The organism is Mesorhizobium sp. M2E.F.Ca.ET.219.01.1.1, from assembly GCF_004016445.2.
Classification (GTDB): domain Bacteria; phylum Pseudomonadota; class Alphaproteobacteria; order Rhizobiales; family Rhizobiaceae; genus Mesorhizobium.
This window is the reverse complement of the sequence record NZ_SADT02000003.1, coordinates 295,709-320,639: the sequence shown is the minus strand read 5'-3', so window position 1 is coordinate 320,639 and position 24,931 is coordinate 295,709. Positions and strand designations below refer to the sequence as shown.

20 protein-coding genes and 1 riboswitch are annotated in these 24,931 nt (G+C 64.1%); of the genes, 11 read left to right on the top strand and 9 right to left on the bottom strand.

Translation table 11 applies throughout. The features are described from left to right. Positions 1-48: 48 nt before the first annotated feature. Positions 49-507, bottom strand: coding sequence for a hypothetical protein (locus EN862_RS18800; protein ID WP_127865587.1), 459 nt, complete (start codon positions 505-507; stop codon positions 49-51). Between the two features lie 235 nt (positions 508-742). Then, positions 743-1,621 (bottom strand): hypothetical protein, encoded by an 879-nt coding sequence (locus EN862_RS18795; protein ID WP_127865588.1) that lies wholly within the window; start codon positions 1,619-1,621, stop codon positions 743-745. 367 nt (positions 1,622-1,988) lie between these two features. Here EN862_RS18795 and glmM point away from each other — a divergent pair, with 367 nt between their 5' ends. From glmM to serA, 5 genes are all read left to right on the top strand, one after another. Then, positions 1,989-3,341, top strand: coding sequence for a phosphoglucosamine mutase (glmM, locus tag EN862_RS18790; RefSeq protein WP_127865589.1), 1,353 nt, complete (start codon positions 1,989-1,991; stop codon positions 3,339-3,341). A gap of 219 nt (positions 3,342-3,560) precedes the next feature. Further along, positions 3,561-4,379, top strand: coding sequence for an outer membrane protein (locus EN862_RS18785; protein WP_127865590.1), 819 nt, complete (start codon positions 3,561-3,563; stop codon positions 4,377-4,379). Positions 4,380-4,576: 197 nt separating this feature from the next. Continuing rightward, positions 4,577-5,356, top strand: a complete 780-nt coding sequence (locus EN862_RS18780; protein WP_127865591.1) for an outer membrane protein — start codon at positions 4,577-4,579, stop codon at positions 5,354-5,356. Between the two features lie 195 nt (positions 5,357-5,551). Further along, positions 5,552-6,727 (top strand): phosphoserine transaminase, encoded by a 1,176-nt coding sequence (locus EN862_RS18775; protein ID WP_127865592.1) that lies wholly within the window; start codon positions 5,552-5,554, stop codon positions 6,725-6,727. 66 nt (positions 6,728-6,793) lie between these two features. Further along, positions 6,794-8,395, top strand: coding sequence for a phosphoglycerate dehydrogenase (serA, locus tag EN862_RS18770; protein WP_127865593.1), 1,602 nt, complete (start codon positions 6,794-6,796; stop codon positions 8,393-8,395). A gap of 95 nt (positions 8,396-8,490) precedes the next feature. Here the strand turns inward: serA and EN862_RS18765 are convergent, their stop codons facing one another. Beyond that, on the bottom strand, positions 8,491-9,390 hold the full coding sequence (locus tag EN862_RS18765) for a DMT family transporter (RefSeq protein WP_127865594.1): 900 nt from the start codon (positions 9,388-9,390) through the stop codon (positions 8,491-8,493). A gap of 298 nt (positions 9,391-9,688) precedes the next feature. Here EN862_RS18765 and EN862_RS18760 point away from each other — a divergent pair, with 298 nt between their 5' ends. Further along, entirely contained in the window at positions 9,689-10,987 is a 1,299-nt protein-coding gene (locus EN862_RS18760) for an adenylosuccinate synthase (protein ID WP_126080764.1), read from the top strand. 69 nt (positions 10,988-11,056) lie between these two features. Next, positions 11,057-12,895, top strand: a complete 1,839-nt coding sequence (locus EN862_RS18755) for a hypothetical protein (protein WP_127865595.1) — start codon at positions 11,057-11,059, stop codon at positions 12,893-12,895. Between the two features lie 61 nt (positions 12,896-12,956). Here EN862_RS18755 and EN862_RS18750 read toward each other — a convergent pair whose 3' ends face one another. From EN862_RS18750 to EN862_RS18735, 4 genes are read right to left on the bottom strand one after another with little or no spacing between them, the layout of a single operon-like run. Continuing rightward, complete coding sequence (locus EN862_RS18750) at positions 12,957-13,256, bottom strand: CcdB family protein (protein WP_127865596.1); 300 nt, start codon at positions 13,254-13,256, stop codon at positions 12,957-12,959. Then, complete coding sequence (locus EN862_RS18745) at positions 13,256-13,498, bottom strand: type II toxin-antitoxin system CcdA family antitoxin (protein WP_127865597.1); 243 nt, start codon at positions 13,496-13,498, stop codon at positions 13,256-13,258. Before EN862_RS18745 ends, EN862_RS18750 begins: the two co-directional genes overlap by 1 nt. Before the next feature lie 59 nt (positions 13,499-13,557). After that, a complete protein-coding gene (locus EN862_RS18740) occupies positions 13,558-15,372 on the bottom strand; it encodes an ABC-F family ATP-binding cassette domain-containing protein (protein WP_127865598.1) in 1,815 nt (604 codons plus the stop codon). Between the two features lie 10 nt (positions 15,373-15,382). After that, the gene (locus EN862_RS18735; RefSeq protein WP_127865599.1) at positions 15,383-16,027 is read right to left on the bottom strand and encodes a thiamine diphosphokinase; all 645 of its coding nucleotides are present in this window, start codon (positions 16,025-16,027) and stop codon (positions 15,383-15,385) included. A gap of 137 nt (positions 16,028-16,164) precedes the next feature. Next, positions 16,165-16,269: riboswitch (TPP riboswitch) on the top strand. Between the two features lie 43 nt (positions 16,270-16,312). On the opposite strand from EN862_RS18735, the gene thiB reads away from it, so the two are divergent. From thiB to EN862_RS18710, 4 genes are all read left to right on the top strand, one after another. Next, positions 16,313-17,323: a thiamine ABC transporter substrate binding subunit gene (gene thiB, locus EN862_RS18730; protein ID WP_127865600.1), complete on the top strand. Its 1,011-nt coding sequence runs from the start codon at positions 16,313-16,315 to the stop codon at positions 17,321-17,323. Between the two features lie 244 nt (positions 17,324-17,567). Continuing rightward, positions 17,568-19,190 carry a thiamine/thiamine pyrophosphate ABC transporter permease gene (gene thiP / locus EN862_RS18720; RefSeq protein WP_127865601.1) on the top strand — a complete coding sequence of 541 codons (1,623 nt, stop codon included), beginning with the start codon at positions 17,568-17,570 and terminating at the stop codon, positions 19,188-19,190. Next, positions 19,187-19,975, top strand: coding sequence for a thiamine ABC transporter ATP-binding protein (gene thiQ / locus EN862_RS18715; protein ID WP_127865602.1), 789 nt, complete (start codon positions 19,187-19,189; stop codon positions 19,973-19,975). Before thiP ends, thiQ begins: the two co-directional genes overlap by 4 nt. A gap of 153 nt (positions 19,976-20,128) precedes the next feature. After that, positions 20,129-21,595, top strand: coding sequence for a M48 family metalloprotease (locus EN862_RS18710; RefSeq protein WP_127865603.1), 1,467 nt, complete (start codon positions 20,129-20,131; stop codon positions 21,593-21,595). 147 nt (positions 21,596-21,742) lie between these two features. Here EN862_RS18710 and EN862_RS18705 read toward each other — a convergent pair whose 3' ends face one another. Both EN862_RS18705 and EN862_RS18700 read right to left on the bottom strand, forming a co-directional pair. Next, complete coding sequence (locus tag EN862_RS18705) at positions 21,743-23,740, bottom strand: caspase family protein (RefSeq protein WP_281035856.1); 1,998 nt, start codon at positions 23,738-23,740, stop codon at positions 21,743-21,745. A gap of 209 nt (positions 23,741-23,949) precedes the next feature. Continuing rightward, positions 23,950-24,813, bottom strand: coding sequence for an RNA polymerase factor sigma-32 (locus EN862_RS18700; protein WP_126064022.1), 864 nt, complete (start codon positions 24,811-24,813; stop codon positions 23,950-23,952). Between the last annotated feature and the right edge of the window lie 118 nt (positions 24,814-24,931).

The window sequence follows — 24,931 nt, the reverse complement described above, 5'->3', positions numbered from 1 at the left end:
GTATGATGGAAAAACAGTGAGCCGCTTTATCCGCCGTATTCGATTTTTTTAAGATTCAGCTTTCAGCCGCGCATTGCAGAGGCTGTAGTAGCCGCCGCCCTTCTGGATCCAGCGAAGGCCGTTCAACGTACCTGCCTCCTTGTTGTCGTGATAACCCTGCAGGCAGGTTTTCATCCGGGCCTTCGCGGGCTTTTCGGTCTTGAACTCGGCGGCGAGGGTGGTCGGGAATGTCACGCCCGCCGGCGCTACAGTGGGGGCGACCGCCGCGCTGGTGTCCTTTTCTGCTGGCTCCGCGGTTTTAACCGAATCCGAGCTGACACTCTCCGCGGCGGACGTCGCGCATTTCTCCTTGCGGAAAGCGGCCCAGTCCATGCCGTTCAGAGTGCCGCCTTCCTTGGCTGCCCGATAAGTCTCGCCGCATTCCTTCATCGTCAGTGCGCTCGCAGGCGAGGCGCTCCAAGCGACCAGTGCCGTCACAACCAACGCCGCCAATTTCAAACTGAACATTGAGACCCTCCTGATTGATAACAAGTTGACGTCTTTTTGTATACTGTTTGTTCTCTATATGTTCAACCGGAATCTTTGCGACTACGGACAAGCCTGGCGGTGGGCAGTGTGGGCGAACCGATGATGACGACAGTCCTGCTGCAGATGCGAGCTAGGCTGCGGGCGTCTTCGCGCGCAATAAAAAGCCCGCGCATGTTGCGATGCGCGGGCCTTTTCTCTTCGAATAATTAGGCGATCAGCTCTTCAGCTTGGCATTGCACAGGCTGTAGAAGCCGCCGCCCTTCTGGATCCACTTCAGGCCGTTCAGCGTGTTGGCGTCCTTGTTGGCATAGTACTGCTCGAGGCAGGTATGCATGCGGCCCTTTCCCGGATTTTCGGTGGCGAATTTCGGCGAAATCGCCTTCGGGAAGCTCACGCCCTTCGGCGCGGCGACCGTCGGCTTCGCCGGCTCGCTGGTGTAGGTGGCTTCCGTCGGAGCCGGCACGGTGTCGTCTTCAGCAGCGCTGGCGCCGCATTCGGCTTTGCGGAAGTCGTTCCACTTCATGCCGTTCAGCTTGTTGGCGGTCTTCGCGGCTTGGTACTTGGTGCCGCATTCCGCCATGGTCAGGCCCTTACCGCCGTCGGCAGCTGCGGTCGAGGTCTTGGTCGTCTTGGCGGGCTTGGTCTCAGTGGCGGGCGCGGCGGCAGCCGCGGCGGTTGCGCCAGGGCCGCACTCGGCCTTGCGGAAATCGTTCCACTTCATGCCGTTCAGCGTGCCGGCGGATTTTGCAGCCTGGTACTTGGCGCTGCATTCCTTGGAGCTCAGCCCCTTGGCGGCTTCGTCGGAAGTGGCGGCGGCCGCCTTCGTCTTCTTCGCAGGCTTGGTCTCGGCGGCCTTCGTATCGGTCGCAGCCTTGGTATCCGTCGCCGGCTTGGCGTCGGTCGCGGCCGAAGCATCGCTGCCGCATTGCGCCTTGCGGAACTGGTTCCAGGTCTGGCCGGCGAGCGTTCCCGCGTCCTTGGCCGCGTTATACTTGGTGCTGCATTCGGCCATGGTCAGCGCGTTGGCCGGCGCAGCCAGGAACAAGGTCGCGACGGCGATACCCGTCAAAGCTGCAAGTCTATGAATCAGCATGGCGTTTTCTCCCTTGATGCCGCCAATAAGTGTCCCTATGCCAAATCAATAGCTCTCAATGTCCGGTTGCGCCAGATGCTTCCGGCGCGGTACCCGTCACAAAGTGTGTTGCTCCTGATAAGGTGATGAATTGCTTGCGGGTTCCCCGCCAGCCAAGGTTTGCCGGTGGGTAGGGCGCCGAAAAGCTCGCGTAGGCAGGTGTAGCGCCGCCAAGTCAAAGGTGGTGATAGGCTGTCGAATCACTTGCGCTGACCGCGACAATGTTTTTCTAAGGATTGGTAATATACAATCACGAAATTTGATGATCGGATGCGGCCCAATTGTGGCAATACGGGCCCGCTGAAAAACCGACGGGGACTGTAAGGACATGGCAGGTCAGTATTTCGGCACGGACGGTATTCGCGGACGCGCCAACAAATTTCCGATGACGGCCGAGGTCGCCATGCGCGTCGGCATGGCCGCCGGGCTGTCGTTCCAGCGCGGCAATCATCGTCACCGCGTCGTGCTCGGCAAGGACACGCGGCTTTCCGGCTACATGATCGAGAACGCCATGGTTGCCGGCCTGTGCGCCGCCGGCATGGACGTGTTCCTGCTCGGCCCGATACCGACACCCGCCGTCGCCATGCTGGTGCGCTCGCTGCGCGCCGATATCGGCGTGATGATCTCGGCGTCGCACAATCCCTACTACGACAACGGCATCAAGCTGTTCGGGCCCGACGGCTACAAGCTCTCCGATGAGATCGAGGAGCGCATCGAAGGCATGCTCGACAAGGACATCGAGCTGGCGCTCGCCGATTCCGACGGGCTCGGCCGCGCCAAGCGCGTCGACGGCGTGCATGACCGCTATATCGAATTCGCAAAGCGCACGCTGCCGCGCTCGATGTCGCTCTCGGGCCTGAGGATCGTCGTCGATTGCGCGAATGGCGCGTCCTACAAGGTGGCGCCCGAGGCGCTGTGGGAGCTCGGCGCCGAGGTGGTGGCGATCAATGTCGAGCCAAATGGCTTCAACATCAACAAGGAGTGCGGCTCGACCCATCCGGCTGGCCTGCAGAAGAAGGTGCACGAGGTGCGCGCCGACATCGGCATCGCGCTCGACGGCGACGCCGACCGCGTCGTCATCGTCGACGAGAACGGAGCGATCGTCGACGGCGATCAGATCATGGCGCTGATCGCCGAATCCTGGCACCAGAGCGGAAGGCTGGCCGGCGGTGGCGTCGTTTCCACGGTGATGTCCAATCTCGGCCTGGAGCGCTTCCTCGGCGACATGAAGCTGCAGCTGCATCGCACCAAGGTCGGCGACCGCTATGTGGTCGAGCACATGCGCGCGCACGGCCTGAATGTCGGCGGCGAGCAGTCGGGCCACATCGTGCTTTCCGATTTCTCGACCACGGGCGACGGTCTGGTCTCGGCCTTGCAGGTGCTCGCCTGCATCAAGCGGCAGAACCGCCCGGTCAGCGAATTGTCGAAGAAATTCGAGCCGGTGCCGCAACTTCTGAAGAATGTCCGCATCTCCGGTGGCAAGCCACTGGAGGAAGCTCCGGTCAAGGCGGCGATCGAAGACGGGCGCAACCGGCTCGGCAAGTCCGGCCGCCTTGTCATCCGGCCATCCGGCACCGAGCCGCTGATCCGTGTCATGGCCGAGGGCGACGATCCGCAACTGGTCGAGGCGGTCGTCAACGACATCGTCGGCATCCTCCAGGAAACGCGCAGCGCCGCCTGAACCCGGTCGCGCAGTTCCTCAGAATTCGCAAGCCCGCCGCCCGGCGGGCTTTTTCGTGCGCCCGCAGAGATCCCGGACAACGGCCTACCATCTAAAATTGTATAGATTCGTGGTTAATCGGTACGGTTAAACGGCTTTTAACCTTTGCAATTCATTATCCACACCCGAGGTCAATCACTTCGGGCGGGTGTCGTCCCGAGGCTTCTTAGGGGTGACAGCATGTTCAATTCAGCAAGAATGGCTTTGTTTGCCGCGCTGCTCGCGGGAGTGGCCGGACCGGCGCTCGCCGCCGACCTCGCGGAGCCGCCTCCGGTCGAGGAAGCGCCGCCGCCGGTTGTCGAGGCTCAACCGGTCGATCTCGGCGGCTGGTACATCCGCGGCGATATCGACTACCACTGGTCGAATTTGGATAGCATCGATTACATCACCTACGGCCCACCGCCCGGCACCAACGATTTCGATTTCGGCGACCTAAAGGGCGGGTTCTCGCTCGGCGCCGGCGTCGGCTACAAGATCAACGATTACTTGCGCACGGATCTGACTGCCGACTACTGGTTCAAGTCGGACTTCAACGGCCAGACCTCGGATCTGACCACGACATCGACCGAAGAGTCGAGCATGAGCGCTCTGCTTCTGCTTGCCAATGCCTATGTGGATATCGGCACGTGGAACGGCATCACGCCTTATGTCGGCGCTGGCATCGGTGGTGCGCATGTCAAGTGGGACACGGTCCATGACCCGAACACCACCGAAACCAACCCCGGGTCGTCCAACTGGCGCTTCGCCTACGCGCTTATGGCCGGCGCTTCCTACTGCCTCACGGACAAGGTCATCCTCGATGCCGGCTACCGCTTCACTCACATCGAGGGTGGGCGCATGTTCGAATTTGATACGACCAGCTCCGGACCGGGCTTCGACCACGGCATCAACACGCATGAAGTGCGCGGCGGTCTGCGCTATCAGTTCGGCGGCAATAACGGCTGCGCCGCGCCGGTGGTCGCCTATCAGCCTGAGCCGGAACCGATCTATACCAAGTAGAACTGGCGCATCCGACAGTTCGACCGCCCGGCATCAGCCGGGCGGTTTTCGTTTGTGCGCGGCGGGTGAAACCTCATCGAAATCAATTCGGTAACTCCCTGTTATCCTTAACCGCCACTTAACCACTATGGTTAACAATGGCTCCTTGAAACGGCGCCCGTATTCGTGGCTGGCGCCAATCTCGGGAGCCGGGGACCATGAAATCCAGATCGCGTATCGCGTCAGCGCTTGCCGCAACCATCCTGTTGCCGATGACGCCGGCGCTCGCGGCCGACTACGATCCGCCGATCTATGTCGACCAGGCGCCGGACTACCAGCCGGTCGAGGTCGGCTCGGGCTGGTATCTGCGCGGGGACGTCGCCTATCTGCCGCAGAAGACCTTCGACAACGGGGATTTCACCTTCCCGTCAACGATCAACAACGAAAGCTTCAGCGAGGGCGAGGATGCGTATTTCGCGAGCATCGGCTTCGGCTATCATTTCAACGACTACCTTCGTGCCGATCTCAACCTGGGCTATCTGCCCGGCAATCACGTCAGCGACAGCTATGACGATTCAGGGGTCGCACCGGCGGGAACGGCGATCCTTGGCTCGGGAAATGTGAAGAACTACGCGTTCTCCGGTATCCTCAATGGTTATGTCGATCTGGGCACCTATGTCGGGGTCACGCCCTATGTCGGCGCCGGCATTGGTTTGGTTCGCACGACGAGCAAGCTTTCGGCCTCATACACAGACAGCGCCGACTCCACCAACGATTTCGTCCTGAGCAGCAACAAGACCCAATACTCGCTCGCCTATACGCTCAATGCGGGCCTTGCATACCAGGTAAGCAAGAACCTCCTGGTCGATCTCGGCTACCAGTATTTCTCCGCCCCCAATGCGGAATATGTGGCCGCCGAGAGCCTGACCTCCTATCCCACCCGTAAGGGGATCAGCAATCATCAGGTCAAGCTCGGCCTGCGCTACGACCTCTGGTAAAGCGAAGCGGGTTACGAAATGCCACGGCGGGCCAACGGCTCGCCGTTTTCATTTCGGGGCCGCGCACCCTGGTCATAGGGAATATCCCGACAACGACAAAAACTTTGCTCTTGACGCCGAAAGCCTGAAAGCATATCGCCGTCCGTGGGCCACCCCTCCCCAACGAGGGGCCACTATCTGGAAGGATAGACCACGATGACGACGCTTACCAAGCCCGGACTCCGTCCGGCAAATCCCAATTTCTCCTCAGGTCCCTGCGCAAAACGCCCCGGCTGGTCGGTCGAGGCGCTCTCGAAGGCCGCGCTCGGGCGCTCCCATCGCGCCAAGATCGGCAAGAGCAAGCTCGAACAGGCGATCGAGCTGACGCGCGACATCCTCAAGGTTCCCGCGAGCTATCGCATCGGCATCGTGCCGGCGTCCGACACCGGCGCGGTCGAGATGGCGCTGTGGTCGCTGCTCGGCGAGCGCGGCGTCGACATGGTCGCCTGGGAGAGCTTCGGCTCCGGCTGGGTAACGGATGTGGTCAAGCAGCTCAAGCTCGCCGATGTGCGCAGGTTCGAGGCCGGCTACGGCAAGCTGCCAGACCTGGCGCAAGTCGATTTCGACCGCGACGTCGTCTTCACCTGGAACGGCACCACCTCCGGCGTGCGCGTGCCGAATGGCGATTTCATTCCCGCGAACCGCAAGGGCTTGACCATTTGCGACGCGACCTCGGCAGCCTTCGCGCAAAGGCTCGATTTTGAGAAACTCGATGTCGTCACCTTCTCCTGGCAGAAGGTGTTGGGCGGCGAGGGCGCGCACGGCATGCTGATCCTGTCACCCCGCGCCGTCGAGCGGCTGGAGACCTACAAGCCGGCCTGGCCGCTGCCGAAGATCTTCCGCCTGACCTCGGGCGGCAAGCTGATCGAGGGCATCTTCAAGGGCGAGACCATCAACACGCCGTCGATGCTGTGCGTCGAGGATTATCTCGATGCGCTTCACTGGGCGAAGTCGATCGGCGGCCTGGAGGCGCTCATTGCCCGCGCCGACGCCAACGCCGCGGTGCTCGACCGGTTCGTTGGCAAGTCGCCTTGGCTCGGCCATCTGGCCGTCGATCCGGCAACGCGCTCGAACACGTCCGTGTGCCTGTCCTTCACCGATCCGGATGTTGCGGCGCTCGATGCCGACGGTCAGGCGGCTTTCGCCAAGGGCCTCGTCTCGGCGCTCGACAAGGAAGGCGTCGCCTACGACATCGGCTCCTATCGCGACGCGCCGCCCGGGCTGCGCATCTGGTGCGGCGCCACCGTCGAGACCGCCGATCTCGAAGCGCTGCTGCCATGGCTCGACTGGGCCTTTGCCGCGCAGAAGGCGTCACTGAAAGCAGCGGCCTGAAATCCGTGGCGGCCTGCGGGCCGCCACCATTTCCCGACACATCCAATTCCCTTCAAGGAGGCCGTGATGGCGCCCCGCGTTCTCGTTTCGGATAAACTTTCAACCACCGCCGTACAGATATTCAAGGATCGCGGCATCGAGGTCGACTACCTGCCCGATCTCGGCAAGGACAAGGAAAAGCTGCTCGAAGTCATCGATCAGTATGACGGCCTCGCCATCCGCTCGGCGACCAAGGTCACCGAGAAGCTGATCAATGCGGCAACCAGGCTCAAGGTCGTCGGCCGCGCCGGCATCGGCGTCGACAATGTTGATATCCCCGCCGCCAGCCGCAAGGGCATCATCGTGATGAACACGCCCTTCGGCAATTCGATCACCACGGCCGAGCATGCTGTGGCGATGATCTTCGCGCTGGCGCGGCAGATCCCAGAAGCCAATGCCTCGACCCATGCGGGAAAATGGGAAAAGAACCGCTTCATGGGCATCGAGATCACCAGCAAGACGCTGGGCGTGATCGGCTGCGGCAATATCGGCTCGATCGTCGCCACGCGCGGCGTCGGATTGAAGATGCATGTGATTGCCTTCGATCCGTTTCTGTCGGACAGCCGCGCCGAGGAACTCGGCGTCCAGAAGGTCGAGCTCGACGAGCTCTTCGCCCGCGCCGACTTCATCACGCTGCACACACCGCTGACCGAGAAGACGCGTAACATCATCGACGGGGCTGCGATCGCCAAGATGAAGGACGGCGTGCGCATCATCAATTGCGCGCGTGGCGGCCTGGTCGTCGAGGCGGACCTGGTCGCGGCGCTGAAGAGCGGCAAGGTGGCTGGCGCCGGCATCGACGTGTTCGAGGTCGAGCCGGCGGAAAACAACCCGCTGTTCGGCATGGACAATGTCGTGGCGACACCGCATCTCGGCGCCTCGACCACGGAAGCGCAGGAGAATGTCGCGCTGCAGGTCGCCGAGCAGATGAGCGACTATCTTATCAAGGGCGCCGTCTCCAACGCCATCAACATGCCTTCGATCACTGCCGAGGAAGCGCCGAGGCTCAAGCCCTTCGTCAAGCTCGCCGAGGTGCTTGGCGCCTTCGTCGGCCAAGTCACCGAGGATCCGATCAAGGAGGTCGAGATCCTGTTCGACGGCTCGACGGCGACGATGAACACGCGCGCGCTGGTGAGCGCCGCCCTTGCCGGCCTGATCCGGCCGCAGGTCTCCGACGTCAACATGGTGTCGGCGCCGATCATGGTGAAGGAGCGCGGCATCATCGTCGCCGAGGTCAAGCGCGACAAGTCGGGCGTGTTCGACGGCTACATCAAGCTGACGGTCAAGACCGAGCACATGACGCGTTCGATCGCCGGCACCTGCTTCTCCGACGGCAAGCCGCGCTTCATCCAGATCAAAGGCATCAATCTCGACGCCGAGGTCGGCCAGCACATGCTCTACACGACCAATGCGGATGCGCCCGGCATCATCGGCCTGCTCGGCACGGTGTGCGGCGAGAACGGCGTCAACATCGCCAACTTCCAGCTCGGCCGCAACCGGCCGGGCGGCGACGCGATCGCGCTGCTTTATCTCGACGCGCCGTTCCCGGAAAAAGTGCTCGATCAGCTGCGGGCGCACCAATCGATCGACTCGGCCAAGCCGCTGCATTTCGACGTCGGCGCCGAGTGAAGGCCTGATATGAAAAACGCCCCGCCGGCACGAGCCGTCGGGGCGTGGATGAGACAGCCGTCACGGACGGTTGGTCGGCGCGTGATCGAGAACAATCATCCCGCCTGCAGCGCTGTTCTACTGCCGCTGTATTCGGCGAGCGCAATGCCGCCCAGCACCAAGGCGAGTGCGAAGGCCTGATAGGGCTGAAACTGCTCGCCGACGATAAGCACCGAAAGCAGCGTGCCGAAGATCGGCACAAGGTTGATGAACAGGCCGGCGCGGTTGGCGCCGATCAGCTCGTTGCCCTTGATGTAGAGGACCTGCGAGACGACCGAGGCGCCAAGCGCCGTGTAGAGCGTGAGCGCCCATCCATACGCGTCCGGCATGATGGCGCGGCCGGCCGCGATCTCCCAGGTGACGAAGGGCAGGGAGATCAACAGCGCGGCGATCGACAGCGCCAGCATGAAACTCTGCCAGCGGATTGCAGGCTTGAGGCGCAGGCCCACCGAATAGAGGCTGTAGCAAAGCACCGCGACAAGCATGATGGCGTCGCCGAAGTTGAGGTTTAGCTTCAAGAGCTGGCCGAGGTCGCCATGGCTGGCGGTCAGCGCGACGCCGACGATGGTGAGCACGACCCCGACGATCTGCAGGGGCTGCACGCGCAGCCTGAACAGCATGAAATTGGCAAGGATGATGACGATCGGGATGGCGGCCTGCTCGATCGAGACGTTGATGGCGGTCGTGTAGTTGAGCGCCGTGTAGAAGATGACGTTGAAGATGGTGAAGCCGCACGCGCCGAGGCCGGCAAGCAGTTTCCAGTGGCTGCGCACTTCCAGCCAGTCCTCGCGCAGTGTCCGCCAGCCGACGGGCAGCAGGATGAGCACAGCCATGACCCAGCGCAGGAACACCAGGGTCATCGGCGAGACATGGCCGACGGCAAGCTTGCCTGCCACCGAATTGCCGCCCCACAACAACATGGTCGACAGGAGGAACAGATAGGCGGCTCTGTGCATGAAATATCCGGCCCTGCATGGATGTTCGCGGGTTCCGGCCGGCCTAGAATGGCGGCGGCGGCAAGTAAATGATGCGAAAGCCGGAATTTGTTATGCCTGATCGGGACGAGGCTTCGCCGGGATCGTCATCCCGATCCAACTCCTGGAGCACGATCGGGTTCCGAAAGCCGGCTTCCGCTTTCAAATCATGTTCCAGGGATGGTTTCGGCGGCAAAGAAAGGGTCGCGCGGGCCGGCGCTTGACGCTATAGAGGCCTGTCGTTTCAGGCCGCCCGCGCGGCATTTCAAGGGAAAAGAACATGGCCAATGTGGTGGTCGTCGGCTCGCAGTGGGGCGACGAAGGCAAGGGCAAGATCGTCGACTGGCTGTCGGAACGGGCCGACGTGGTCGTGCGCTTCCAGGGCGGCCACAATGCCGGCCATACGCTGGTCGTCGACGGCAAGGTCTACAAGCTGTCGCTGCTGCCCTCGGGCGTGGTCAGGCAGGGCAAGCTCTCGATCATCGGCAATGGCGTGGTGTTCGATCCGCATGCCTTCGTGGCCGAAGCCAAGAAGCTCAAGGACCAGGGCGTGGAGGTCACGCCGGAGCGCCTGAAAATAGCCGAAAACACCGCGCTTATCCTGTCGCTGCACCGGGAGCTGGACGGATTCCGCGAAGACGCCGCCTCGAATTCCGGAACCAAGATTGGCACGACCCGCCGCGGCATCGGCCCCGCCTATGAGGACAAGGTGGGACGGCGGGCGGTGCGGGTGATGGATCTGGCGGATTTGGAAACGCTCCCCTTGAAGGTTGACAGGCTGCTGACGCACCACAACGCGCTGCGCCGCGGGCTCGGCCATCCGGAAGCGACGCATGAGGCGATCATGCAGGAGCTCACCTCGGTGGCCGGCGAGATCCTGCCTTACATGGACCGCGTCTGGAAAGTGCTCGACGACAAGCGTCGCGCCGGCGAGCGCATCCTGTTCGAGGGCGCGCAGGGCACGCTGCTCGACATCGACCACGGCACCTATCCCTTCGTCACCTCGTCCAACACCGTGGCCGGGCAGGCTGCCGCCGGTTCCGGCGTCGGTCCCGGCGTGATCGGCTATGTGCTCGGCATCACCAAGGCCTACACGACCCGCGTCGGCGAGGGGCCGTTCCCGACCGAGCAGAAGAACGAGATCGGCGAGTTTTTGGGCACGCGGGGCCACGAGTTCGGTGTCGTCACGGGACGCAAGCGGCGCTGCGGCTGGTTCGACGCCGTGCTGGTGCGCCAGGCCGTCGCCGTCAACGGCATCAAGGGCATCGCGCTCACCAAGCTCGACGTGCTCGACGGGCTGGACGAGATCAAGGTTTGCACCGGCTATCGCCTCGACGGCGAGACGATCGATTACCTGCCGGCCAGCCAGGGCGCGCAGGCGCGGGTCGAGCCCATCTACGAGACGCTCGAAGGCTGGAAGGGGACCACGGCCGGCGCCAGGAGCTGGAATGATTTGCCGGCGCAAGCCGTCAAGTATGTCCGCTATATCGAGGAGCTAATCGGGGCTCCGGTGGCGCTGCTTTCCACCAGCCCGGAACGGGACGACACGATACTTGTGACCGATCCGTTTCAAGACTAGTTTCACAGCCCTTCCCGGCGCTATGGCTGATTTGCGGCCGGCGGGAAAAGAATGCAGGTCACCTGACGTATGGCAGATTTCGTTAGTGTTCTGAAAAAGCAGCTCGAGAAGAAGGGGGATCCTTCGTTCGAGGTGCGCAAGCAGATATACGACGGTGCCCGCGCGGTGCTGGCGAAGAAGCTCGCCGAGTATTCCCCGCCGCTTGCGCCCGATGTCGTCAGCAAACAGAAGCGCTCGCTGGAAGACGCCATTTCCAGCGTCGAGCGCGATTACGCCAAGCGCCCTCCAGCCGAGGATCCGCTGGCGGAGCTGGAACATATTTTCTCCTCCATCGACCGCAACAAGAACCAGCCGAGCCATGCCCGCCAGCCGGCGGCGCCCGCGCCGGCCAAGCCGGATCCGTTCAAATCCGAGCCGTTCAAGCCGGCGCCGACGCCCGCCAGGACTGAACCGAGCTGGCAAAGCACGCCTAAGGCCGAGCCGGCGCCGCAAAGCCCCGCCAAGGCCGAGCCGTCCTCGCAGAGCGGAGCTAGGACGGAACCGAGCTGGCAGGCCGCGCCAAAGGCGGAGCCTGCCTGGCAGAAAGCGCCGCCACCACCGATGCCGTCGCCGCGCGAGGACGATGTCGGCCTCGCGGGCATGGACGCGGCCGATGCCGACGACGGCAGCGACGTCTTTGCCAATGACGAGCAGCCGGCGGCCGATACTTTCCAACGGCTGCGGCCTCAGCCGCAGCGCAAGCGCGGCTATGGCGGCCTGATCGCCGCCGTCATCGCGCTTTTGGTGCTGGCCGGCGGCGGCTATGGGGTCTGGCTGAACAAGAACGCATTCAGCTCGCTCTTCGGCCTTGGCGGCAGCGGCAACAAGACGGTCTCGACCGAGCCGCTGGTCAAGCCCGCTCCAGCCAAGCCTGCGACCGAGACGGCGGCAGCGCCAGCCCCGGCCCCGGCCGCTACCGGCGAGTCCGCCGACACGACCAAGTTCACGCAGCGCCTGACGCCCGAGGGCAAGGAGACCGATCCTGGCCCCGCCGGCGGGCAGGCGACGATCGGCGAAGGCGAATCCGTCGCGGCGCTGACCTCGCGGCCGCCGGCCGCGCCGGCAACGGCGCCAGCGACGACCCCGCCTGCTGCGGCCACGCAAACGCCCGGGGCGCCTGCCGCGGGAACTACGCCGGCGGCGCCGGCGACCGGCGCGGCCAATCCGACGCCGCCGGCGGCTGGAACCACACCGCCAACCGCTGATGCGGCAACGACGCCCCCTGCGGTCGGTGCCGCGCCGCCCGCCGCCGGAGCAACGCCGCCGGCCGCGGGCACGACGCCGCCCGCGCCGGCGACGGCCGAGGCGACCGTGCCGGTCGGGCAGAAGGCGATCTTCTATGAGGAGCGCACCAGCACCCAGCAGGGCACGGCCGAGCCCGGCAGCATCGTGTGGTCGCTGGTGCAGGAATCGCCGGGCGGCGACCTGCCGCCGGAACCGGCGATCCGTGCCGAGGCGACGATCCCGGGCAAGAATATCCAGTTGCGCATGACGATCCGGCGCAACACCGACCAGACGCTGCCGGCCAGCCACATCATCGAGATGATCTTCCTGACGCCGGAAGGGTTTGACGGCGGCGGTGTCGACAACATCCTGCGCATCGCCATGAAGAGCTCCGAGCAGGATGCCGGCAGCCCGCTGATCGGCATCCCGGCCAAGATCGCCGACGGCTTCTTCCTCGTTGCGCTCAACGACACCAAGGCCGACGAGGACGCCAACCTGTCGCTGCTTCGGGGACAGTCCTGGATCGACGTGCCGGTGGTCTACAAGACCGGACGCCGCGCGCTGCTGACCATGGAAAAGGGCATCCCCGGCGAGAAGGTCTTCGACGAGGCGCTGAAGGCCTGGGCGGCGAAGACGTCGGGATGAGGAGCAATTCGAGGAAAAGTGTGAGCGGTTTTCCGTCCGGGATTGCTTAAAAACAGGCGCCTTAAAAGCCTTGAAAGAGCATATCGAGCGCCGCGACGATGTCGTCGTGGTGGCTCATAAGATTGGTTCGATTTTCGCCGAGTTCGGTCGCGGCCACCGTCGCGATGAGGTGAGTGGCCATCACCAGCTTCCGGCCGTTGATCTCAAAGACCGGATGCAGCTTGCGCATTGGCGAAGGCGCCGAGGTCAGTGGCAGAAGCGGAACGACCACCCGCGTCTTGAAGTGGTCGAGCAGGTCGGATTGAACGTCGAGCAGATAGCCGCCTTCGATGCCGCTGGCGAAGACGTCATAGCGCGCCATCAGAATTGCCGATGCTCGGCGAGCGGGATGCCGTGCTTATCGATATAGTCATTCCAGGCGTCCATCGTCGCGCGGTTCTCAAGCTTCCATAGCCGCGTTTTTTCCGCAGCAACCGCTTCCGCTATACCGGCCTCAGCCGCCCGCGATACATTAACGTTCAGCCCCTTGGCTTCCGCCATGAGGTGAGAATCGATCGACAGATTAGCTGGCTGGCGATTTGCGTTCGTCGCGATCTTGCGCATGACATCACCTCGACATGCGCATACTTTATGCGCATCAACTCGTTCGCGCAATGAGGACGTTACCCCTCCATCTCCTCCCTCAGCATCTCCAGCTCCAGCCACTCCTCCTCGAGCGCGGCGAGCGTAGTGCGCTCCTTGTCGAGCGCGGCGATGGTCTTCTGGAACGAGACAGGATCGCGTTCATAGAAGGCGGGGTCGGCGATGTTGTTCTCCAGCCTGGCTATCGAGGCCGTCACCGCTTCGATCTTCTTCGGCAGGGAATCCAGCGCGAACTTCTGCTTGAAAGAGAGCTTTTTCGCCGGGCCTTTCGGCGCGGCCTGTTCGGCTCTCGGCGAAACCTCGGCGGCCTCGGCCTTCGACCTTGCCTTGCGGTCTTCCAGCTTCGAGCCGCCGCGCTGCGCCAGCATGTCGGAATAGCCGCCGGCATATTCGATCCAGCGCCCGCTGCCCTCCGGCGCGATCACGCTGGTGACGGTGCGGTCGAGGAAGTCGCGATCGTGGCTGACCAGGATTACCGTTCCGGCAAAGCCCGCGACCAGTTCCTGCAGCAGCTCCAGCGTCTCCATGTCGAGATCGTTGGTCGGCTCGTCGAGCACGAGAAGGTTCGCCGGCCGCGCCAGCACGCGGGCCAGCAGAAGGCGCGCGCGCTCGCCGCCGGAAAGCTCGCGCACCGGCGTGCGCGCCTGCTCCGGCTTGAACAGGAAATCCTTCATATAGGAGACGACGTGGCGCTGCTCGCCATTGACCAGCAGGTTCTCGCCGCGGCCGTCGGTCAGGTAATGCGCCAGTGTCTCGGCCGGGTCGACGGCCTCGCGCTTCTGATCGAGTGTCGCGATCTCCAGGTTGACGCCGAGACGCACCGTCCCGGCATCCGGCGCGAGCTCGCCGGTCAGCATCTTCAGCAATGTCGTCTTGCCGGCGCCGTTCGGCCCGACCAGGCCGACGCGGTCGCCGCGCTGGATGCGGGTCGAGAAGCCCTTGACCACGGTGAGGTCGCCAAAGCTCTTGTCGATGCCTTTGGCCTCGATCACCAGCTTGCCGGATTCGGCCGCATCGCTCGCCACCATGGTGGCGGTGCCTTCCGCACCGCGGTGGCTGCGGAAGCGCTGGCGCATCGTCTGCAATTCGCCGAGGCGGCGCATGTTGCGCTTGCGCCTCGCGGTCACGCCGTAGCGAAGCCAATGCTCCTCGCGCACGATCTGGCGGCCGAGCTTGTGCTGCTCGCGCTCTTCCTCTTCCAGCACCCGGTCGCGCCATTCCTCGAAATGGGCAAAGCCCTTGTCCAGCCGCCGCGTCTGGCCGCGATCGAGCCAGACGGTGGCGCGGGTGACGCGCTCGAGAAAGCGCCGGTCGTGGGAAATCAGGATCACCGCTGAAGAGGTGCGGGCAAGCTCTTCTTCCAGCCATTCGATCACGGAAAGGTCGAGATGGTTGGTCGGCTCGTCGAGCAGAAGGATGTCGGGTTCGGGCGCCATGACGCGGGCAAGGGCGGCGCGGCGCGCCTCGCCGCCGGAAAGGTCGCTCGGCCGTTCCTCGCCGGTGAGGCCGAGATGCTCCATCAGATAGGTGGCGCGGTGCGGATCGTCGGCCGGGCCGAGGCCGGCCTCGAGATAGGCGCGCACGGTGGCGAAGCCGTCCATATCCGGCATCTGCGGCAGATAGCGCACGGTCGCCGAGGGTTGGCGGAACACTTCGCCGTCCTGCGGCTCGATCATGCCGGCGGCGATCTTGAGCAGGGTTGACTTGCCCGAGCCGTTGCGTCCGACCAGCGCGATCTTCTCGCCGGCGGACGCGCTGAGCGCCGCGCCATCGAGCAGCGGGGTACCGCCGAAGGTCAGTTTAATGCCGTCGAGGTTGAGAAGTGGCGGCGCCATGTCTGGAATGTCAGCTTTCGGGAAGAGGATAGGGGTGGGCCAGAAGCAGCGCCCGGCCGCGCTCCAGCGCGATGCCGAGCCGCCCTTTGACCTCGTTTGATATAGTGAGCGAGGAGCCGAACGCCACCTCGACGCTGTCGAGCGGCCATTTGGCGCCAGTGACCGTCAGACCCGACAGATCGGAGAAGCCGAGCACCGAAAACAGCGTGCTGTCGTCGTAATCGAAGCTGGCTTCGCCGGGCAGTACCGGAACGCCCTCCTGCGCGCCGCTGGTCAAAAGCACCTGCGTGCCGGCCGCGGCCAGCCGCACGGCCAGCGCCAGATGCAGGAAGGCGTGGTCGGCGCGCTTGCCGCCGAAGGCGCCGGCCAGCACAAGGCTGGTGGCGCCGAGTGCGAGCGCTTCCGCAATGGCGAGCTCGCCATCGGTCATGTCCTTCTCGGCCGGAAATACTTTACGCGGCACGGCGGCCAGGTCTTTCGGCAGGTTCGCCGGCACCGAATCGAAATCGCCGACCCAGAGTTCCGGCAGCAGGCCGAGCAAGCGGGCATGACCGATGCCGGCATCGGCGGCAATGACGCGCGAGCCTTCGATCTGGCGTTCAAGGCGGGGCGTGCGGATAAGCTCGCCGCCAAGCAGGATGGTGAATGTGCCCATGGCCGTCGCCCTTACCAGCCCGCCGAGGGAAACGGAAGCCGGGATACAGCGCGCTTTGGGTGCGAGCTCTACCTCGGAACATTAGCTGCCCGGCAAACTTCCGCTTGCGCGTCGCTCCGGCCGGGCCTATCTGTCGAGGCGCTCTAACGGGGTGCCGGACGTTATCCGGCTGAGAGGCGAAAAGCCAACCCGCTGAACCTGATCCGGTTTGTACCGGCGGAGGGATTAGACGTTTCGGACCATCCGGCGCCTCAATTCCTTGTCACTCGAACGAAGGAGGCGCCGATGCGCGCGATATTGTCCAAGCTTATTCTCGCAGCCGGCCTTGTCTCGCTTCTGGCGGGCGTTGCGCCCGCCGCCGCGAAGGACAAGCTCACCGTCTACACCTATGAAAGCTTCACCGCCGATTGGGGGCCAGGCCCTGCGGTCAAGAAGGAATTCGAGGCCGAATGCGGTTGCGATCTCGAATTCGTCTCGGTGGCCGACGGCGTGGCATTGCTCAACCGCGTCAAGCTCGAAGGCGCCGGCACCAAGGCCGATATCGTACTCGGCCTCGACACCAACCTGACGGCGGATGCCAAGGCGAGCGGCCTGTTCGCGCCGCATGGCGAAGTCTCCGGCATCAACGTGCCAGGCGGCTGGACCGACGACACTTTCGTGCCCTTCGACTATGGCTATTTCGCCGTCGTCTATGACACGCAGAAGCTTAAAGTCCCGCCGAAGAGCCTGAAGGACCTGGTCGAGGGCTCCGGCACGGACAAGATCGTCATCCAGGATCCGCGCACCTCGACGCCCGGCCTCGGCCTGCTCTTGTGGGTGAAGTCGGTCTATGGCGACAAGGCGCCGGAGGCCTGGGCCAAGCTCAAGGCGAAAGTGCTGACGGTAACGCCCGGCTGGAGCGAGGCTTATGGCCTGTTCACCAAGGGCGAGGCGCCGATGGTGCTCTCCTACACCACATCGCCGGCCTATCACATGGTGGCCGAGAACACCGAGCGCTACCAAGCGGCTTCCTTCGAGGAAGGCGAGTACCTGCAGATCGAGGTTGCCGGCATCACCACGACGGGTGAGAAGAACCCGCTGGCGCAAAAGTTCATCGCCTTCATGACCGGACCGAAATTCCAGGACGTCATTCCGGAAACCAACTGGATGTTCCCGGCCGGCAAGACCGACAAGCCGCTCAATCCGGCTTTCGACAAACTGGTCAAGCCGACCAAGACCTTGCTGTTCAGCCCGGAGGAAGTCGCGGCCAACCGCAAGGCGTGGGTGGACGAGTGGCTGGCGGTGATGAGCAAGTAGGCTTCAGGATGGCGCTTGAACACCCCCCTCTGGCCTGCCGGCCATCTCCCCCGCAAGGGGGGAGATCAAGCGCTCGACCACTTTCGCCAATCGCCAACGTTGCAAGACTGGCACGGCGATCGAAGCTGCCAATCTCCCCCCTTGCGGGGGAGATGTCCGGCAGGACAGAGGGGGGTGGGCGGGAACTCGACGCGGATAATGCTTCCGCCCTACCCAAGCCATTCAAGGTGTTTGGCTAGGCGGAATGGCAGCACCCCATCCTAGCGATCCTCGCATTACCGCCGGCGTCATCGCGCTCGCAGCCATTGCGCTGCTCATCGGCGGCGCCTTCGCCGGCCTCGCCTTCGAAGGGGCGCACGACCTCTCAGGCGCTGCCGCGGCCTTCGACGGCTACCTCTTCCGCGTCGCCCGCTTCACGCTCTGGCAGGCGCTGCTGTCGACGCTCTTGTCAGTCGCGCCAGCGCTTCTGGTGGCACGCGCGCTTTCTAGGCACCCAAGCTTCCCCGGTCGCCGCCTGATCCTGCAGCTGTTCACCGTGCCGCTGGCATTGCCGGCCATCGTTGCCGCGCTCGGCATATTGGCGCTCTACGGCCGCGCCGGCTACTTTGCCGACGCTTTCACCAGGCTCGGCGCGGGAGAGTGGCCCGGCATCTACGGCCTCTCCGGCATCCTCGTCGCGCATGTCTTCTTCAACCTGCCTTTGGCGACGCGCCTGTTCCTTGAGGCGCTGGGCACGATTCCCGCCGACCAGTGGCGGCTGGCGAGCCAGCTCGGCATGGGCGCCCGGCCAGCCTTCCGGCTGATCGAATGGCCGGTGCTGCGTGCGGCCTTGCCGGGCGTCGCCGGACTGGTGTTCATGCTCTGCATAACCTCCTTCACCATCGTGCTGACGCTGGGCGGCGGTCCAGCCGCCACGACGCTCGAGGTCGCCATCTATCAGGCGCTGCGTTTCGACTTCGATCCCGCGCGTGCTGTCGTGCTGACGCTGCTGCAGATCGCGCTCACCTTCGTAGTGGTCGCAGCACTCACGCGGCTCGGCGCCAACACGGTCGGCGATGCCAATCTGCCGGTGGCGCCGCGCCGCTACCTTTCGGCGAGCCGGATCGAAAGCGTGCTGAATGCCGGCCTCATCGCGCTCGCCCTGCTGTTCGTCGCCGGACCGATGGTGGCGACGGTGGTTTCGGGCCTTCAGGCCGATCTCGGCCGATTGGCGGGCGAGGAAGCGGTGCGTCGCGCGACGCTCACCAGCGCCGGCCTCGCCTTGTTTGCGGCACTGCTCAGCGTGTCGCTGTCACTGGCATTGATCGCGGCGCGGCGGGCATTGGCTTTGCGTCGGCGTCCCGGCGGCGCCATCTCGCTGCTCGAACATGCCGCCGACACCGGCGCCGGCTTCGTGCTCGTCGTGCCGCCGATCGTGCTTGGCGCCGGCTGGTTCCTGGCGCTGCGCAACATCACCGATGTCTTTGCCATCGCGCCGGTCATGGTCGTCGCCGTCAACGCCCTGATGGCAATGCCCTTCGCCGTCCGGGCCATTCGCCCGGCCTATGACGCGGCGAGCGAACGCCATGAGCGGCTTTGCCTGGCGCTCGGCATATCCGGCTGGACCCGGCTCAGCCTGATCGACTGGCCGTCGCTCAGGCGGCCGCTCGCCACCGGCTTCGCCTTCGCCATGGCACTGTCGCTCGGCGATCTCGGCGTGATCGCGCTGTTCGGCAGCGATTCCGTGCAGACCTTGCCCTATCTTCTGCTCGCCCGGATGGGCAGCTACCGGACCGCGGACGCCGCGGGACTTGCCTTGCTGCTCGGCTTCGTTTGCCTGATGCTGGTCGTTGTCGCCGATTGGCTGGGGCGGGAAGCAAAAGCATGATATCGACGGACAACGGCATCGCAGCAGGGAAGGCGCTGACCGTCACACTCGAAGACGTGTCGTTCAGCTATGGCGAATCTTCCTTCCGCTTCAATGCCGAGTTCGCGGCCGGCAGGATCACCGCGATCATGGGGCCGAGCGGTTCCGGCAAGTCGACACTGCTCAATCTGATAGCCGGCTTCGAATCACCCGTTGCCGGCAAGGTGCTGATCGGCGGCACCGATCTTGGCAACCTGCCGCCCTCGGCGCGACCGGTGTCGATGGTGTTCCAGGAAAACAACCTGTTCGCGCATCTTACGGTCGAGGCCAATGTTGGGCTCGGTCGCTCGCCGTCGCTGAAGCTCGGCGATGCCGATCGTGCCGCCGTCGCCGGGGCGCTTGCGCGGGTTGGCCTGGCCGGCAAGGAAAAGCGGCTGCCGCGCGAGCTCTCCGGCGGGGAGCGGCAGCGCGTGGCGCTGGCGCGGGTGCTGCTGCGCGACCGGCCTGTATTACTGCTCGACGAACCTTTCGCGTCGCTCGGCCCGGCGCTGCGCGAGGACATGCTCGACCTTCTCGTCGGCATCCATGCCGAGCGCAAAATGACGGTGCTCTTCGTCACGCATCAGCCGGAGGATGCGCGGCGCATCGGCCAGGACGTCGCATTTCTCGATGAAGGCGCGATCGCGGCGACTGGCGCGGCCGGCGATTTCTTCGATCGATCTGGACCGGATGCGTTCAGGCGCTATATCGGCGATCGAGGCGGCACCGTTGCCGGATCACAACACATTGCCCGGAAGCGGACATAATTTGCGGCCAAACCGGTAGCGGGTGATCCGGCGTTTGCTTGCCTTGTCCGGGGGAGTGTGGCTAGGTCCGGCCATGCTGGTCCGGCGGGGCCGTGATTTGCCGAAAGATTTCGAAAGGAAGCCGATCTGTCGACCGGCGCTGAGAAAGTGTGGATGAGGCCGCTTGCACGATTTTTCGCGCTGGCAGGCGTGGCCGTGCTGGCAAGTTGCCAGATGTTCACGCCGCCGGACGTGCAGGAGAGCGGCTTCCAGCCTTCCGATAAGCCGATCACCGTCGACAATGTCGTCGCCAACGCCAAGCTCGCCGAGATGGCGAAGGCGCAGCATCCGCGCATTCTCGCCACCTATGGCGGTGAATATTCCGACCCGAAGCTCGAACGCATGGTGGCCAAGGTCGTCGGCAATCTGACGGTGGTGTCGGCCAACCCGACCCAGACCTACCGCATCACAATCCTCAACTCGCCCAACGTCAACGCCTTCGCGCTGCCGGGCGGCTATCTCTATGTGACGCGCGGGCTGCTGGCGCTGGCCAATGATTCCTCCGAGCTTGCCGCCGTCATCGCCCATGAGATGGGCCACGTCACGGCGAATCACGGGCTGCAGCGGCAGCAGCTCGAGGCCGAGGAAGGGTTGGCGACCAAGGTCGTTTCCGATGTGCTCGGCGACAGCCCGACCGCCAAGGCCGCACTGATCCGCGGCAAGCTGAGGCTCGCGCAGTTCTCGCGCAACCAGGAACTGCAGGCCGACGCCATCGGCATCAAGTCGATCGGCGAGGCGGGCTACGATCCTTACGCGGCAGGCCGCTTCCTGCAGTCGATGTCGGCCTATACCGATTTCCGCTCGGTCAGCGGCGCCACCGACGCCAGCCTCGACTTCCTGGCGACGCACCCCAACACGCCGCAGCGCATTGAACTGGCGCAGCGCCTTGCGCGCAATTTCGGCCCCCCCGGCGTCGGCACGCGCGACCGCGACGCATTTCTGGCCGGCATAGACGGCCTGCTTTACGGCGACACACCGGAAGAGGGCTATGTGCGCGGCCAGACCTTCATGCACCCCAATCTCGGTGTCTCCTTCACCGTGCCGGACGGTTTCGTCATTGACAATTCGGCGGCCGCCGTCACCGCGACCGGGCCGGGCGACATCGCCATCCGTTTCGACGGCGTGGCGATCGACAAGTCGGTGTCGCTCACGGACTACATCCGCAGCGGCTGGGTGGCGGGGCTCGAAGACGCCAGCGTGCGCCAGGAGACGATCAACGGCAACGAGGCGGCGATGGCGCATGCCACCGCGCAGGGCTGGCAGTTCGACATCGCGGTGATCCGCGCCGGCGGGCAGGTCTACCGGCTGCTGACGGCCGCGCCCTCGGCCAGCGCGTCGCTGGATCCGGTAGCGCGCTCGGTCAGCGCATCCTTCCGCGTGCTCACACCGGCCGAGAAGGCGGCGCTGAAGCCGCTGCACATCCGCGTCGTCACCGTTCAGGCTGGCCAGACCATGGGCTCGCTCGCCGCGCAGATGGTCGGCGTCGACCGCAAGCTCGATCTGTTCAGGGTGCTCAACGCCATGTCGCCGGGCGCCAGCGTATCGGCCGGCGACAAGGTCAAGATCGTCACCGACAAGTAGCGAATCGCCAATTCCGACCCACCGGGCGAGCCGGCGATTTGAACAATCGCTCGGCTGTTGTCCTTACTGGTGCGGTTCGCCGTTTCGCGGAAACGGCGAACCGCTCTGTCCCTTTGGAATACCGCTCACATTTTTCCTGGAATTGCTCTAGCCGTCACTGACGCTGCCGCCACCATCACCTTTGCTATCACCTTTACCTTCGCCATCTCCTTTACCTTTGCCCTTAGCTTTACTTTCGCCGGTCTTGCCGCCATCCGTGCGAGCGGCGCCGCTATATTGACTGCCGCCACTCCAGGATGCCCGCCCGGTTTCCGTTGGCATCGGCTCGACCTCAGGCACGCTTGGAATTGTCGGCGTGACGGTCTCCGGTTTCGACACGGGCACGCGGACCACCTTTATCTTCGTGATGACCTTCGGCGGAACCTTGCACGCCATAACCACGGGTGCGCTGCGGGCGGGAAGACCGAGGATGCCCATCGAATAGACGTCCTGCCGCTCCATGCTCGCCTTGAGGAAAGCCAGCGCGCGCGCCGGGTCGGCGGGCACGCCATTGCGGCCCTCCTTGAAGATCACCGCAAGCTCCTTCATGGCATCGATGTGCCCCATCGCCGCTGCCTGGAGCAAAAAGTCCAATCCCTTGCCGGTGTCCCGCTGGACGCCGAGGCCGTTGAACAATGCGCGTCCCCAGACGGCCATGGCGTAGGGATCTCCCCTGTCGGACGCTTTCGAATAGAGGTCGTTCGCTTTCGACGTATCGACAGCCGTCCCGGAAGAGGCGATGGAGCCGAGCGCGAACTGGGCGCGGATATGTCCCTTGTCAGAGGCCTCCTGGATGGCCTGCCTGGCTTCGTCGATCCTGCCCGACGCCAGCAGCGCCCGCCCCAGCTCGTAACGGAAGCGCGCAATGTCGGGATAGGACTTCACCGCCGCCTCGCAGGCCTCGACAGCCCCGCCGCCGATCTCATTCGGCAATCGGCCCGGCACGATGCCTTGCAGGTCCAGCGGCTCGCCCGCGGCCTGGTCGCAGGCGTCGACATTCGGCGACAGTTTCATCGTCGTCTGCCTCGCGGCGTTGCCTGCCCGGATCTCGAAGCCGACTTCAATGGGAGCGGTCGAACCGATCTGCGGCTCGTAGCGCAATTTGTCGACCTCGGCAGCGTTCAGACTCGATTGCGGTGAAAGCACGCGATCGGGCAAAGACAGCGTTCCGGTCGCCGGATAGCGCGCAAGCTTGAGGCTGACCGAAGCATCCTTGGCTGGAAAATCCAGCTTGAGCGGAACCGGACCGACGCCGACCGGCACGCCGACGTCGCGATTGCCGATCGCTTCAGCGGCAGCGGCGACCTGGATTCCGCGTTCCGCCACCTGCTGGCCCTGTTCGGTGTCGGGTGGCGGTGGCACGGGTTGCTCCGTACCGCGCATCAGCACGACATCATCGATCAGCGAGGAGCTCTCCCACGGAACCTGCTTGCCGTTGGTCGCCTTGACCACATCGCGGCGCACGGCCGCCATGACCGAGCGTACCTCCTGGTTCGGCGCCAGCGCGCGGCGGGAGAAGGATGACGAGAACGGGCTGAGGGCGCCGGATCCGTCATAGGCGACAGCCCCCGGCTCGGTGGCGAAGGCAATCAGCGTGTTCTGCGAACCTGTTACCTGTGCAAGTCCGCTGCCGTCTGCGACGATCAGCTGGTCGCGCAGCCAATAGTCCTTGCGCGGGAACGGGTTGTTGCGGCAGGCGTCGAGGATGATCATTTGGATCTTCGATTTCGAGCGCAGCTGCCGCAATATGTCGTCGACCTTGATGGCCTGGACCTCCATGTCGGCCGCGTCCTTCAGCGACGCGTCGACCGGGATCAGGAAGTTCTCGCCACCGATCTGGAAGCCGTGGCCGGAATAGTAGACGACCGCCAGATCGGCGCCATCGGCTGCGGCCAGATAGTTGCGGAACCGCTCTTCGAACTGAAGCCTGGTGAGGTCCTTGGCCGCGAAAACCTCGAAGCCGGCCTGCCGGAAAGTGTTCGATATATCATCGGCGTCCTCGTCCGGATTCTTGAGCGCCGGAATCTCTCGGTATTGCGAATTGCCGATCACGAGAGCAACCCTTCGATCGGCATGAGCCTCGAGGGTCGTGAGGCTCACGAGCATCAAGGCCGCAAGAAACACGCAGCATCGCAGCATGGCAAATCCCCCATTCGTAAAGACGTGGAGGCTTCAACAAGGCTGATTGCGCCGCGATTTTATGTCAGGAAATTCACAGTGTTCGCATATTTTACGAAAATAATATCGGCAAAATCTTCAGTGCATGTCTATTCAATAAATTTATAGACTAACATACCAGATTCTGTCTGCTTCTGTCAGGCGGCCTCCGCCAAGAATTCCGGGTTCTGCTTCACCAGCGCCAGCTTCAGCTTTTCCATGGCACGCGCCTCGATCTGGCGGACACGCTCCTTGGAGATGCCGAGCTGTTCGCCAAGCGATTCAAGCGTGGCGCCGTCATCGCTCAGCCTGCGCTCCTCGATGATGCGAAGCTCGCGGGCGTTGAGCGCGCCAAGCGCGCTTTTCAGCCAGAGGGCGCGGCGCTGGACGTCGATTCTTTCACCGACGATCTCGTCGGGCAGCGGGTCTTCGGAGACCAGGAAATCCATCCGCTCGGCAGCGCCGTTTTCGTCGGCAAGCGGTGCGTTGAGCGAGCTGTCTGGGGAGGACAGGCGTGAATCCATCATCGCCACGTCCGCTTCGGGAACGCCGAGCGCCGCCGAGACCTCACGGTAGAGCGTGGCGTTGGAGAGCGGCTCGGCGCCGTTGGCCAGCCGTGCGCGCAAGCGCCTGAGATTGAAGAACAGCGCCTTCTGCGCAGAGCTAGTGCCGCCGCGCACGATCGACCAGTTGCGCAGGATGTAGTCCTGCATCGAGGCGCGGATCCACCAGGTAGCGTAGGTCGAGAAGCGCACTTCGCGCGCGGGCTCGAAACGGGCCGCCGCCTCGAGCAGGCCGACATGGCCCTCCTGGATGAGGTCGCCGAGCGGCAGGCCGTAATGGCGGAATTTCGAGGCCATGGAGATGACCAGTCGCATATGGGCGACGGTGATCCGATGCAGCGCGTGCTGGTCGTTCTCTTCCTTCCAGCGGAGCGCAAGGACATGCTCTTCGTCGCGCTCGAGATAGGGAGCCTTCATTGCCGCCCGGACCAGTGTCCGTCCTGCCGCGTCCTCGATCATGCCGGCTCCTGTTGGCGGTGATTGCGCTTACGACGGTTGAAAAGACGCCGCCGCGCCCTACAACTGCCATGCAACGTGTCAGGCGCATGGATGGTTCCGCCGCCCGAGGGGGCAAATG

Excerpts from the sequence above, each read along its gene's own strand:
- EN862_RS18800 (WP_127865587.1), bottom strand. The coding sequence starts at position 507 with ATGTTCAGTTTGAAATTGGCGGCGTTGGTTGTGACGGCACTGGTCGCT.
- EN862_RS18795 (WP_127865588.1), bottom strand. The coding sequence starts at position 1,621 with ATGCTGATTCATAGACTTGCAGCTTTGACGGGTATCGCCGTCGCGACC.
- glmM (WP_127865589.1), top strand. The coding sequence starts at position 1,989 with ATGGCAGGTCAGTATTTCGGCACGGACGGTATTCGCGGACGCGCCAAC.
- EN862_RS18785 (WP_127865590.1), top strand. The coding sequence starts at position 3,561 with ATGTTCAATTCAGCAAGAATGGCTTTGTTTGCCGCGCTGCTCGCGGGA.
- EN862_RS18780 (WP_127865591.1), top strand. The coding sequence starts at position 4,577 with ATGAAATCCAGATCGCGTATCGCGTCAGCGCTTGCCGCAACCATCCTG.
- EN862_RS18775 (WP_127865592.1), top strand. The coding sequence starts at position 5,552 with ATGACGACGCTTACCAAGCCCGGACTCCGTCCGGCAAATCCCAATTTC.
- serA (WP_127865593.1), top strand. The coding sequence starts at position 6,794 with ATGGCGCCCCGCGTTCTCGTTTCGGATAAACTTTCAACCACCGCCGTA.
- EN862_RS18765 (WP_127865594.1), bottom strand. The coding sequence starts at position 9,390 with ATGCACAGAGCCGCCTATCTGTTCCTCCTGTCGACCATGTTGTTGTGG.
- EN862_RS18760 (WP_126080764.1), top strand. The coding sequence starts at position 9,689 with ATGGCCAATGTGGTGGTCGTCGGCTCGCAGTGGGGCGACGAAGGCAAG.
- EN862_RS18755 (WP_127865595.1), top strand. The coding sequence starts at position 11,057 with ATGGCAGATTTCGTTAGTGTTCTGAAAAAGCAGCTCGAGAAGAAGGGG.
- EN862_RS18750 (WP_127865596.1), bottom strand. The coding sequence starts at position 13,256 with ATGGCGCGCTATGACGTCTTCGCCAGCGGCATCGAAGGCGGCTATCTG.
- EN862_RS18745 (WP_127865597.1), bottom strand. The coding sequence starts at position 13,498 with ATGCGCAAGATCGCGACGAACGCAAATCGCCAGCCAGCTAATCTGTCG.
- EN862_RS18740 (WP_127865598.1), bottom strand. The coding sequence starts at position 15,372 with ATGGCGCCGCCACTTCTCAACCTCGACGGCATTAAACTGACCTTCGGC.
- EN862_RS18735 (WP_127865599.1), bottom strand. The coding sequence starts at position 16,027 with ATGGGCACATTCACCATCCTGCTTGGCGGCGAGCTTATCCGCACGCCC.
- thiB (WP_127865600.1), top strand. The coding sequence starts at position 16,313 with ATGCGCGCGATATTGTCCAAGCTTATTCTCGCAGCCGGCCTTGTCTCG.
- thiP (WP_127865601.1), top strand. The coding sequence starts at position 17,568 with ATGGCAGCACCCCATCCTAGCGATCCTCGCATTACCGCCGGCGTCATC.
- thiQ (WP_127865602.1), top strand. The coding sequence starts at position 19,187 with ATGATATCGACGGACAACGGCATCGCAGCAGGGAAGGCGCTGACCGTC.
- EN862_RS18710 (WP_127865603.1), top strand. The coding sequence starts at position 20,129 with ATGAGGCCGCTTGCACGATTTTTCGCGCTGGCAGGCGTGGCCGTGCTG.
- EN862_RS18705 (WP_281035856.1), bottom strand. The coding sequence starts at position 23,740 with ATGCTCGTGAGCCTCACGACCCTCGAGGCTCATGCCGATCGAAGGGTT.
- EN862_RS18700 (WP_126064022.1), bottom strand. The coding sequence starts at position 24,813 with ATGATCGAGGACGCGGCAGGACGGACACTGGTCCGGGCGGCAATGAAG.